The organism is Rhodococcus sp. I2R (assembly GCF_020889545.1).
Classification (GTDB): Bacteria; Actinomycetota; Actinomycetes; order Mycobacteriales; family Mycobacteriaceae; genus Rhodococcoides.
The window spans coordinates 48,665-59,928 of sequence record NZ_JAHUTG010000011.1 but is presented as its reverse complement, the minus strand read 5'-3'; the positions used below and the strand labels follow the sequence as shown (position 1 = coordinate 59,928).

The following is an 11,264-nucleotide window of genomic DNA, read 5'->3' as shown; positions in this document are numbered from 1 at the left end:
TGGTTGTTTCGTCCGTCGTTGTGGTCTCGTCGGTCGTCGTGGTCGGTTCCGTGGTGGTTGTTGGGATGACGTCGCACAATGGCCGGGTGATGACGTTGGTATCCAGGGTTACTGCGCCGTTGCGGGCGAGAACACTGCCGGAAACAATGGCTCCGGTATTCAGGGTGATCGAAGTCAGCGCCAAGATCGTGCCCACGAATGTTGTGCCGGTGTCCAGGGTGGCCGAACTGCCGACCTGCCAGAACACGTTGCATGCGTCTGCACCGTTGATCAGATTGACCGAGGCATTCGGAGCGGTGATCAACGTCGAAGGGATTTGGAATATCCACACGGAACTCGGATCGTTCTCGCCGTCGAGAGTGACCGTTCCGGTCAATCCAAGTGAGGAATCGGCTTTGTACAGACCGCCGACGTAGGTCTGGCCGCCGATATCGACAGGGAGTGCGGTCGGCGGGACGCGACCCGCTGCATCGTTGTAGGCCACGGTGAGATCTGCTTGTGCCTGTGCGGCACCGGCATCCGCGGCATGAATTACACCGTTGTTGACGATGCCCGGAGGGAAACCGACCACAGCCGACCCCGGGGAAACGCCGAGATCCCCGGATACAACGGACGGTCCGGTGTTTGTCACCGTGGTGCCGGCCAGGACTGCGTAACTCTCAGCTGTTCCGAGATCGACGGTCGGTATGGCCGCCTGCGCGGTGCCGTTGGTGACAACCAACAATGCGGCAGCGGCGACCGCCACGACAGCTGTGAATGGAGCAGCTTTCCGTCTGATGCGGCGTGCCGAGGGAGGGGAGGTGACGGTTCTCCGATGCATTGGGCGGGTCCTTTATGCGGGAAGAAGAAATACTGCAAAGACCTTCTGCAGCAAATTGAAATTGGCGCGGAAAACCTGGACATGGACAGATTCCGGGCGAGGCGGTGGCGACTGCAGACGACTGGCGCGCACAGTAGAGGTGTCAGAAAGTGAATCTGCGTATTCGCACTAAAGGCGATACAAAAGAGCCGCGATGGCGCAGGCCCAAGGTAGGGTTCCGCTGTCGGGAAAGGGGTTCTTTACCTTTCTTTTGACTTTCCCGCATGAATACGGTGTAGAACTACAGTGGATCAGGTGCATGTCTCCGAGTCAATGTCAAATCGAGTTGTATCGGAAGGTTTTGTTTGATACCGGAAACCCTGTTTTGTCGCTGTTTTACAGATTTTCGTGGAAGACGGTGTTTGATGCTCGATTCCGAACCCCCAATATCATTGTCCCCCTTTCTACTCCGAGGCCCACTGAATCGCGCGTCGGTGGTTGCGTGCGCGTTGTCCGTCATCGACAGGGACGGAATAGAAGGCCTTTCGATGCGTGGCCTCGCTCGGATAGCCGGCTGTGATCCGATGACGTTGTATCGGCATATTCCGAATCGGGCAGCGCTTCTCGACGCTGTCGCCGAAGCAGTTCTCTCCACTGTGGCGGAGGTTGATCCGGCCGATCCCGACTGGAATTTCGAGCTTCGGGTGCTCGCTCGAAGCTATCGTAGTGCGGCGTTGGCTCACCCCAAAGTGGTTGTGCTCATGGTGACGCGGCCGCAGTCGACACCGCTCGGGCTTCACTCCCGCAGCACCCTCGCAGTGCTGGGCTCGGTGCTGGCGCTGCTCACCGAGAACGGGTTCGCGCCAGCCGACGCCCTGACCCTCTATCGAAATCTCTTCTCGTTTCTACGCGGTCATGTGCTCATCGAGCAGCAGGAGTCCCGAGATCACCCCGAGGACACGGAGGATCTGGTGAGGCTGGCGCTTCGGTCGTTGAACGGGCCGGGCTACTCCATCCTGAAGTCGCTGACGTCGAATCTGTCGGCCTTCGATGGCGACGCTGTGTTCGAGCGCGGCCTCGACAGCCTGCTCACCGGTGCCGTCGTCGGTAGGGGTTCATGATGTACGGCGCCCGCGAGAGTCCCGCAACCGAGTAGCTACCGAGCAGCCCTGCGCCGCCGTGCGAGACCGCGGACTCCGCGCGCACCAACGGACTGAGAAACGTTCGACGACGAACGTGCAGTGGGTCGGGCGGTTCGTCGGCCATCGGCGGTGGGGGCGCAACCACCTCGGCATCACCGTTCCCGATTGCCCGAACCTGTTCATCACCTGCGGCCCAGGCACCGTTCTGGGGCACGGCGGCAGCTACATCACCATCGCAGAATGCCAGGTGCGCTACATCGTCGACTTGATCGGCACGATGGCTCGCGAGGGGCTCGGCGCCGTGGAAATGCAAGCCGGAAGTGGAGCAGGACTACGTCCGCCGACATGACGATGCGCACTCCCGCATGATCTGGACCCACGACGGCATGGACAACTGGTACCGCAACAACGCCGGGCGGGTCGTGACGGGCAGTGTCGTCGGAGGTGGAGTGTTGGCGCGATATCGTGACCCGTGTCGGACTGCGGTCACGGCCGTTCCATAGTGTTGTCGCTCGTGCGCCTCGAATTCGGCCGACGGCTCCCTGCCAGCGGGCTGCCAGCGGTGGTGAAGTTGTTGCTGGCTTCGATGGTGTTGTTCAACATCGGGTTCTATCTGGTGGTTCCGTATCTCGCCGTGCACATGTCGGAGAACCTGGGCTTCGGCGCCGCGATGGTCGGCCTCGTTCTGGGACTGCGGACCTTCAGTCAGCAAGGCATGTTCTTCATCGGTGGCAGCATCGGCGACCGGTTGGGAAGACGGCCGGTCATCTTGTGGGGCATCGCTGTCCGCATCATCGGATTCGCGATTCTCGCAGTGGCCGACAATACAGCGGCAGTCGTTCTCGGAGTCTTGTCGATCGGTTTCGCGGCAGCTCTGTTCGCGCCGGCCGTCGAATCGGCTAACGCAGATTTCGGCCGTGAGCTCGAACGTGACGGAGTCATACGTCGCACCGAGTTGTTCGGGTGGGAGCAGATGGCCAGCAGACTGGGTACGGTGATCGGCCCGGCGCTCGGTGCCGTGCTCCTGGTGTTCCCGTTCGCGGTGAGTGCCGCCGCCGCTGCTGCACTGTTCGCCGGGTTGTGGGTGTGCTTCTATTTCCTCTTCCCGGCGAGGGATGCGACATCGCGGCCGGTGCCGCTGGGCGTGGTGTGGGCGACGGTGATCACCAACCGGACGTTCATGAAGTTCGCTGCGCTGTGCAGCATTCAGTTCGTAGCGATCGCTCAGCTCTACCTGATGCTTCCCGAGCAACTCGATCGCACCGTGGGATCGCAGAGCGCGCTCGGCTGGTTCTACGTCGGCGCCGCAGTGCTGGTCATCGTCGGCCAGCGTCCGATGGTGCGGGTCGCTGATCGGCTCGGCCGACGTGTGGCGATCATCGGCGGAATGGCCTTGATGTCAGCGTCGTTCGTGATTCCCGCTGTGCCCGTCGGAACGTCCTACCTCGCTCTGGCGGGCTGGGTTGCTGTGCTGTATCTGGGGCAGATGCTGATGGTCCCGACCATGCGCGACACACTCGCCGTCATCGCCGACGAACAACACCTCGGGGCTCACTTCGGGATGCTCAGCACCATCGGCGGCATCCTCGCACTGGCAGGAACTGTGGGAATCGGATATCTCTTCGACCACGCCGCGACAGCAGTGCCGTGGCTTGCTGCCGCTGCCGTCACAGCGGTGGTCACGCTGCTCACCTGGTGGTGGTCCAGGTCTATCGACTTCTGGTGGCCTCTGCCGCGTTGATCTGCTCGACGAACTCCGAGAGCACGAACGGGATGGTCAACGGGTTCGGCATCGAGACCGCATCGCTGACGATCGGGTCGAGCGCGATCAGTCCTCCGCTCTGGACCACGTCGAGCGAGGTGAACACCGCCTGCTGCTCCATCTCTGCCCGCGACCGTTCGTAGTTGTCGAACAGCAGGTAGTCCGCCTCGAGCAGGCTGTAGTTCTCCGCGGACAGTTCGGTGTTGAGTTTGCCGGCGAACCTCGACGCCAAAGCAACAGGCGGAGCGAAACCAAGCGCTGTCAACAACTGTGCGCGTGCGGATTCCGGGCTGAACGCCCTCAAGTTACCGTCACTCCAGCGGATCACCAGAACGGCGGTCTTGCCGACGAATTGTGGGTTCTCGTCGCGAGTGCGCGCGATCAGCGCGTCCACATCACGTACCTCGGTCTCCGCTGCAGCACGCAATCCGACGGCGGTGCCGATCCTGGTGGTCACTTCCTGCCACGGCAGCACCCAATCCGTCTGGTCGGCTGCGTGCAAGATCGTCGGTGCAATCGCGCTGAGCTGGGCGTACGTGTCCTCGTCGATCGCATTGTTGACGGCAATGATCAGGTCCGGCGACGCAGCCGCAATGGTCTCGATATCGAAGTCGGTGGTGGCGTTCGCGAGCGCGGCCGGGTCTTCACCGTCGATGGCGGGCTCAGCCCACACACCGATTCCATCGTCGGTGGAGCCGTTCCAGACCGGGACGAGCACGGGTGTCAGGCCCAATGCGAGCAGTACGTCCGCATCACCGATGCCGACCGCGGCGATCCGGACCGGTGCGGTGTCGATGGTGGTGGACCCGAATTTGTGGTCGATCGTCACCGGAAAAGCGCCAGGCTCGGCGCCGATGGACGGCGATGCCGAGCCGCCAGATGCGCCCTCGTCGCGGGAGCATGCGGCGACGGCCAGTCCGGCTACCGTCGCGAATGTCAGGGACAGCATGGATCTGCGGGTGACAACGGGGTTCATTCGGTCTCCTGGGCTTAGCGACTGACAATCGAGTGTGGTTATCCTAACTTTACTTCGCGGATCGTGGGGTCGGTGACGCCAGGGCGGCGGGCGCCACCATCGGAACTGCGACGGCCACTGCCGGTCCCCGGATGCGAGTCCGTACTCGCTCGCGCAGTGAAGTTGACGGCGAATCGGCTTCCACTCTTGTCGTGTGATTACCCCCTAGGGGTATCAGTTGGTATCGTCGAAGGCGTGCGATCACTGAGCCGGAGAAGCGTCGCGGCGTACTTGCCGATGATCGTGCTCGTCGTGTTCGGTGTGCTGACCATGCATTCGGTGGCGCCTACGGCTTCGGCAGACGGGCATTCCGGCATATGCGCGCAGGAAGACCTGAACCACCAGACGGACCCGGTCGCACACGGTGAACATGACTGCCCATCGGGGCATCAAATGATCCATCCGTGCGCGGGCACCGTGACGTGGTGGCCTGCGGTGCCGATGCCTGCCCCGGCCGTCGGCATCGATGTGCGACCGATTGCCTCGGACGGTGCCGCCGGCGACGTCGGTTCGTATCTCGGCCGCGCGCCCCCGTGGAGTCTGCAGGGATTGGACGAATCAGTGACCTTGCGAGTGTGACAGGAAGCGCCCATCCCTGTCATAACTTCAACTCGCAAGGAGATTCACATGCGTACACAACTTTTCGCCTCGATCGCCGCCGCCACGCTCGGTGTCGGCCTCGTCGCAGGATGCAGCAGCGACTCGCCGGAACCGATGGACCCATCGTCGATGTCGACAATGCCGTCGATGGACACCGCGGAGGTCGACGCGGACTTCAACATGGCCGACGTCATGTTCGCTCGGATGATGTACCCGCACCACGCACAGGCGATCGAGATGGCTGAGATGGTCGACGGGCGGACCGACAACCCGGAGCTGATCGCTCTGGCCGCGGAGATCGAAGCCGCGCAGCAGCCCGAAATGGACCAGATGGTCACCTGGCTCGAAGACTGGGGCCAGCCGGGGCCGGCGCCGAGCATGGGCGGCATGCCTGACATGGGCGGTATGAATCACGGCTCCGGCAGCGGAATGATGTCCGATGAGGACATGGCCTCGCTGACGACGTTGTCGGGCGCCGAGTTCGATCGTGAGTGGCTCACGATGATGATCGAGCACCACGAAGGGGCGATCGAGATGGCCGAATCCGAAATCTCGGACGGATCGAACCCTGATGTAATAGAGATGGCGCGCAACATCGTCACTACTCAGCGAGACGAGATTGCCCGGATGGAGCAACTCCTCGGCTGACAGTCGAACAGCACCACGATCCCTCGGCGTGCCGGGGATCGTGGTGCTCTCGGTCTCTCACCGGCGCAGATTCTGTGCGACTACTGCTGGCTCGGTTGCATGGGATTCAGTCTTGCGTTCGAACATCTATCGCGTCAGTGCCCGTCCCCGAGTTTGCCGCTCAACCGGACGTGCCGTTCGGCCGAGGCGGCGTCGAGACCGATGATCTCGGCGTGCTTGCCCTTCGACGCGTACTTCGTGGTGATGGCATCGAGCGTCGCGACGGTGGACGCATCCCAGATGTGGGCGCCGCTGAGATCGATGATGACGTTCTTCGGGTCGTCGATGTAGTCGAACTGGTAGACCAGGTCGTTGCTCGAGGCGAAGAACAACTCGCCTGTCACCAGGTACACGCGGGTGTCGACGAGGCCGTCGTTGTCGGCCTCGGACACCTTCGTCACGTCTGTCAGGTGGGCGACACGCCGGGCGAAGAGGACCATCGCCGTGACGACGCCGACGACGACTCCGTACGCGAGGTTGTGCGTGGCCACGGTGACGACGACTGTCGCAAGCATGACCGTGGTTTCGCTCTTGGGCATGCGTCGCAGCGTCTTCGGTCTGATGCTGTGCCAGTCCATCGTTCCGATGGACACCATGATCATCACCGCGGCCAGTGCGGCCATCGGAATGAGTGCAACGACGTCGCCCAATCCGACGACGAGGATGAGCAGAAAAACGCCGGCGAGGAAGGTCGAAATCCGCGTGCGTGCGCCGGAGGCCTTGACGTTGATCATCGTCTGGCCGACCATCGCGCAGCCGCCCATGCCGCCGAAGAAGCCGGTGATGACATTGGCGCAGCCCTGGCCCCAGCTCTCGCGGGTCTTGTTCGAGTGGGTATCGGTGACATCGTCGACGAGCTTTGCGGTGAGCAGCGACTCCAGCAGGCCCACGATGGCCATGGCGAACGCGTACGGGGCAATGATTCGCAAGGTTTCGAGGTTCAGGGGAACGTCGGGGAAGAACAGCGTGGGCAGGCTGCGGGGGAGCTCGCCCTCGTCGCCGACCTTCGGCACATTGAGCGCGAACACGACGGTCGCGACCGTCAGCAACACGATCGCGACCAAGGGCGCCGGCACGATGGTGGTGAGCTTGGGCAGCAGAAACATGATCAGCAGTCCGACGGCGACACGGCCATCGTGAAGGAGGCGAACAGTCCGATGCGGGGATCGACTCCGGCGATGATGGAGAACGCGATGGCCTCAGGAATCAATGCCAGTGCGACGACGAGACCGGCCAGAACCTCGGTCTCGAGAATCCTGGGGGACTTCAGGGCGCTCATCACGGTGGGGATTCGTTCTTCGGCGGCGGTGACCGGCGGTGACCCGTGCTCGGTTGGCTGACTCACTTTTCTCCATTCATCATCGGTCTTGTACGTCCAGGCAGAACTGTCTGCACGTGGAAAGTGGACGCATCGCTGCGCCCGAAGGCTTGTTTCTGGTCGAGCCCGATGGGCATCGCACGGCCCGCGTACACGCGCGGTATGAATCGGTAGGAACTGATCCCTACACTTACGCAAGGGTAGAGTAACGGCAAATCGTGCGGGGTGGATTGTGATGCACTCCACGTACCTGTGCGTGGAGGCGTTGCAGCCTCGATTTCGGTGACACCGGGACCTGTGTATGACAGGCTCACTCCCCGAACGTCATTCGCCTCGCCGGTGTGTCGAGATGACCCGGGAGTAACGCCGGGTGTAGAACCTCCAGTAGCGTAAGGTTCATGTCACGAACCCCGCGCGCCAGAAAAAACACGACCACGGCGGCGAAGAAGTCCCCCGCCTCCGGGCTCAGATCGGGAGATCTCCGCGTTGTCGCCGCCGGTGGTCTCGGGGAAATCGGCCGAAACATGACCGTCTTCGAGTTCGACGGCAAACTGCTCATCGTCGACTGCGGCGTGCTGTTCCCAGAAGAGCATCAGCCAGGCGTCGACGTCATCCTGCCGGACTGGGGCTTCATTCGCGACCGTCTCGACGACGTGATCGCCATCGTGCTGACCCACGGCCATGAGGACCACATCGGTGGCGTCCCGTACCTCCTGCGCGAGCGCGGCGACATCCCGGTCATCGGCTCACGCCTCACCCTGAACTTCCTCGCAGCAAAGTTCGAGGAGTTCAAGGTCTCGACGAGACTGATCGAGGTCGTCGCCGGCGAAACGCGTCAGGAAGGGCCTTTCGGGCTCGAATTCCTCGCCGTCAACCATTCCATTCCCGATGGCCTCGCCATCGCCATCCGCACCGACGCCGGCCTGGTCCTGCACACGGGCGACTTCAAGATGGACCAATTCCCGCTGGACGGCCGGATCACCGACCTCCGAGGATTCGCGCGTCTCGGCGAGGAGGGCCTCGACCTGCTCCTCGTCGACTCGACGAACGCCGAGGTTCCGGGATTCATGGTGTCGGAACGCGATCTGGTCCCGGCCATCGAGAAGGTGTTCCGCGAGACGTCCGGACGAGTGATCGTCTCGAGCTTCGCCAGTCACGTCCACCGCATCCAACAGGTCCTCGACGCTGCGCACGCGCAGGGTCGCAAAGTTGCGTTCGTCGGGCGATCGATGGTGCGCAACATGAAGATCGCGACCGATCTCGGTTACCTGAACGTGCCCGACGGGCTCGTGGTGGACCTACCGAAACTCAATCGCCTTCCCGCGAACAAGATCACGCTGGTCTGCACCGGATCGCAAGGCGAGCCGCTGGCGGCGTTGTCGCGCATGGCATCCGGTGAGCACCAGATCAGCGTCGGCGAAGGTGACACGGTTCTGCTGGCGAGCAGCCTCATTCCCGGCAACGAGAACGCGATCTACCGCGTCATCAACGGTCTGGTCGACAAGGGTGCACACGTCGTTCACAAGGGCAACGCCAAGGTGCACGTCTCGGGTCACGCGAGCGCGGGCGAGCTGGTGTACTGCTACAACATCCTCGAACCGGCCAATGTTCTTCCCGTGCACGGGGAATCGCGACACCTGCGGGCCAACGCAGACCTCGCGATCCGCACCGGAGTCCCACGCGATCGCGTCTTGATCGCCGAGAACGGCAGCGTCATCGACCTACGTGACGGCGTCGCGAGCATCACCGGACGTGTCCCGATCGAGCTCATCTACGTCGACGCCAGCACCGTCGGCGGCGTCACCGAGGATTCCCTCGCAGAACGTCGCCTACTCGGTAGCGAGGGTGTGCTCACCGTCATCGCCATCGTCGACCCCGACACCGGTCTGCTGGTGGACGACGTCGACTTCATCGGGCGCGGATTCGCGCACACCGCCGATGACTTCAAGAAACTGGGCCGTGCCCTCAACGGTGCCCTCGAACGCGAAAGCGACAAGAGGGTCGCCTCCAGGGAGCAGATCGAAACGCGCCTGGTGCACGAGACCACCCGCTGGGCGAAGCAGAATCTGAGTCGTCAACCGCTGGTCGTCCCGGTCGTCGTCGACGGCTAGATCTTCAAATCTGGGCAGTGGCACCGTTCTTCGACAGAAGGTCGGTAAGTTCCTCGGCGTAGGCGAGCTGTCGTCGCAACGTGCGGCAGCTCTCCTCGGCCTTGGTGTGGCACTGACGAATAAATGCTGCGGCCGTGCCGCGATCCTCGGCGGCCGCAGCGTCGTCGTCGAGCACATCCAGGGAAGCAAGTAATTGTTTCATCTCCGCGAGCGTGAAATCGAGCGGCTTCATGCGGCGGATGACAAGCAAACGTTCCACGTCGGACTCTGTGTAGAGCCGAAATCCGCCGGTACTGCGGGCGGAGGGCGTGACCAGGCCGATGTCGTCGTAGTGACGGACGGTACGTATAGACAGCTCGGTCCGCTGAGCAACCTGACCGATCTGCATGTGCATTCCGTCGTCCGCCGACATGTGCCGCCTTCCCCTCGCCTGGTGCACCCGAAACGCGTGCTTCCTGCAGCACCACTCTAGTCATCGCGAAATGAGGCGATGTGCGTCAGCGTAACTCTCCTGTTACGTTAGAGATCATCCGTACGGTGTGGCCGAGCGCCGCCGTGCACACATCCCGCCAGCCATCCGAGGAGACAACTGCGTGCGAAAGACTGCTCTGAAGAGACCTGCATGGACTATCGGCAAGCCTCAGTCGGCTGCAATCGTCGCCGGGCTCGTTCTCAGCCTGTCCGTCACGATCTTTCTGATGGTGCGAGCGGTCACAGTTCATCAGATCGATCTCGCCGTGTTCCAGGACGCTGGCGCCGCATACCTCGACCGCATGCCGCTGTACTCCGCCGACTTCCCCACCCGCTCGGGATTGCGATTCATCTACGCTCCCATCGCCGCGGTGCTGTTTGCGCCGATGACCTTGCTCGGGATGGTCAGCCTGCAGATCGTGTGGTCTGCGATCAACATCGTGCTCGTCTGGTGGGTGCTCGCGTCGGTTCTTCGGAAGCTGCAAGTGACTCGTCCGGCCATGGTCGCGCTAGCTGCGCTCGGGGTGGCCCTGCTGCTCGAACCCGTCCGCTCGAACTTTGCGTTCGGACAGATCAACATCGTCCTGATGGCCCTCGTCGTCGCAGACTGCACGGGCGCGATCCCGCGGAGGCTGCGGGGCGTCGGCATGGCAGTAGCCGCCTCGATCAAGATCACCCCGGCCGCATTCGGACTGTTCTTCCTGGTGCGCCGTGATTTCGCGTCGATCGCGCGTGCCGTAGCGGCCGTCGGGATCATCGCGGCCATCGGATTCTGGCTGCTACCGGGCGCATCGCTGTACTTCTGGCTCACCGAGTTCTTCGCCACCGAACGCGGCGGCGGGCACAGCTTCGTTCGCAATCAGGCCCTCACCGGCATCCTGGCCCGCCTCGGTGCCGACGATCTGCTCAAGGACGTGCTGTGGCTGGCTGCGGCCATCGTCATCGTGTGCGCCGCGGCGTGGTCCGCGCGCCGGTTCGTCCGATCCGGCGAATCGATGGTCGCCTTCGCTATCGTCGCGCTCGCCTCGCTGCTCGCGGCACCGTTCGCCGTCTCACACCACTGGGTCTACAGCGTGCTGCTCGTCCCGCTCGCGATCGCCCCGCAGTACCGCAGCTGGCGGCCGATGCTGGTCCCGGCGATCGCCGTTTTCATTGCTGGACCGCACTACGTGCTCGACGGCATCGACGCCGACTCCGGCTGGTTCGAGGTCACCTGGCGCCAGCTCGTCGGCAACGGGCAGGCCCTCGTCGGAGTCGCCCTCCTCGTCGCCGCCGTCCTGCAGGCACGCACCCGCACGCAGCCGCAGGTTCCCGCGCGGGAGAAGGTGTCGATGGCCGGAGCCAGCGCGTGACCCCTGG

General features: G+C 63.1%; 10 protein-coding genes and 1 pseudogene. 7 read left to right on the top strand and 4 right to left on the bottom strand.

Going from position 1 to position 11,264, the window contains the following annotated elements:
• The coding region (locus KVY23_RS13390) for an ice-binding family protein (protein WP_230556896.1) at nt 1-820 on the bottom strand (820 nt) is incomplete at its 3' end.
• Between the two features lie 527 nt (nt 821-1,347).
• On the opposite strand from KVY23_RS13390, the gene KVY23_RS13385 reads away from it, so the two are divergent.
• From KVY23_RS13385 to KVY23_RS13375, 3 genes are all read left to right on the top strand, one after another.
• Complete coding sequence (locus KVY23_RS13385; protein ID WP_230556894.1) at nt 1,348-1,920, top strand: TetR/AcrR family transcriptional regulator C-terminal domain-containing protein; 573 nt, start codon at nt 1,348-1,350, stop codon at nt 1,918-1,920.
• 115 nt (nt 1,921-2,035) lie between these two features.
• Entirely contained in the window at nt 2,036-2,290 is a 255-nt protein-coding gene (locus KVY23_RS13380; protein WP_230556892.1) for a hypothetical protein, read from the top strand.
• Nucleotides 2,291-2,455: 165 nt separating this feature from the next.
• The gene (locus KVY23_RS13375) at nt 2,456-3,682 is read left to right on the top strand and encodes an MFS transporter (protein ID WP_230556890.1); all 1,227 of its coding nucleotides are present in this window, start codon (nt 2,456-2,458) and stop codon (nt 3,680-3,682) included.
• Here KVY23_RS13375 and KVY23_RS13370 read toward each other — a convergent pair.
• The gene (locus tag KVY23_RS13370; protein ID WP_230556889.1) at nt 3,651-4,679 is read right to left on the bottom strand and encodes an ABC transporter substrate-binding protein; all 1,029 of its coding nucleotides are present in this window, start codon (nt 4,677-4,679) and stop codon (nt 3,651-3,653) included. The genes KVY23_RS13375 and KVY23_RS13370 overlap by 32 nt on opposite strands.
• A 234-nt stretch (nt 4,680-4,913) precedes the next feature.
• Between KVY23_RS13370 and KVY23_RS13365 the strand changes: the two genes are divergently transcribed.
• Entirely contained in the window at nt 4,914-5,297 is a 384-nt protein-coding gene (locus tag KVY23_RS13365; RefSeq protein ID WP_230556887.1) for a DUF6153 family protein, read from the top strand.
• 48 nt (nt 5,298-5,345) lie between these two features.
• The gene (locus KVY23_RS13360; RefSeq protein ID WP_230556885.1) at nt 5,346-5,966 is read left to right on the top strand and encodes a DUF305 domain-containing protein; all 621 of its coding nucleotides are present in this window, start codon (nt 5,346-5,348) and stop codon (nt 5,964-5,966) included.
• A 134-nt stretch (nt 5,967-6,100) separates the two neighbouring features.
• Here KVY23_RS13360 and KVY23_RS13355 read toward each other — a convergent pair.
• Nucleotides 6,101-7,284: pseudogene (locus KVY23_RS13355) on the bottom strand (SulP family inorganic anion transporter).
• Nucleotides 7,285-7,721: 437 nt separating this feature from the next.
• On the opposite strand from KVY23_RS13355, the gene KVY23_RS13350 reads away from it, so the two are divergent.
• Nucleotides 7,722-9,434, top strand: coding sequence for a ribonuclease J (locus KVY23_RS13350; RefSeq protein WP_075838125.1), 1,713 nt, complete (start codon nt 7,722-7,724; stop codon nt 9,432-9,434).
• 4 nt (nt 9,435-9,438) lie between these two features.
• On the opposite strand, the gene KVY23_RS13345 is transcribed toward KVY23_RS13350, so the two are convergent.
• The gene (locus tag KVY23_RS13345; protein ID WP_075838126.1) at nt 9,439-9,846 is read right to left on the bottom strand and encodes a MerR family transcriptional regulator; all 408 of its coding nucleotides are present in this window, start codon (nt 9,844-9,846) and stop codon (nt 9,439-9,441) included.
• A gap of 181 nt (nt 9,847-10,027) precedes the next feature.
• Between KVY23_RS13345 and KVY23_RS13340 the strand changes: the two genes are divergently transcribed.
• Nucleotides 10,028-11,257: a glycosyltransferase family 87 protein gene (locus KVY23_RS13340; protein WP_230556884.1), complete on the top strand. Its 1,230-nt coding sequence runs from the start codon at nt 10,028-10,030 to the stop codon at nt 11,255-11,257.
• The last annotated feature ends 7 nt before the right edge of the window (nt 11,258-11,264 follow it).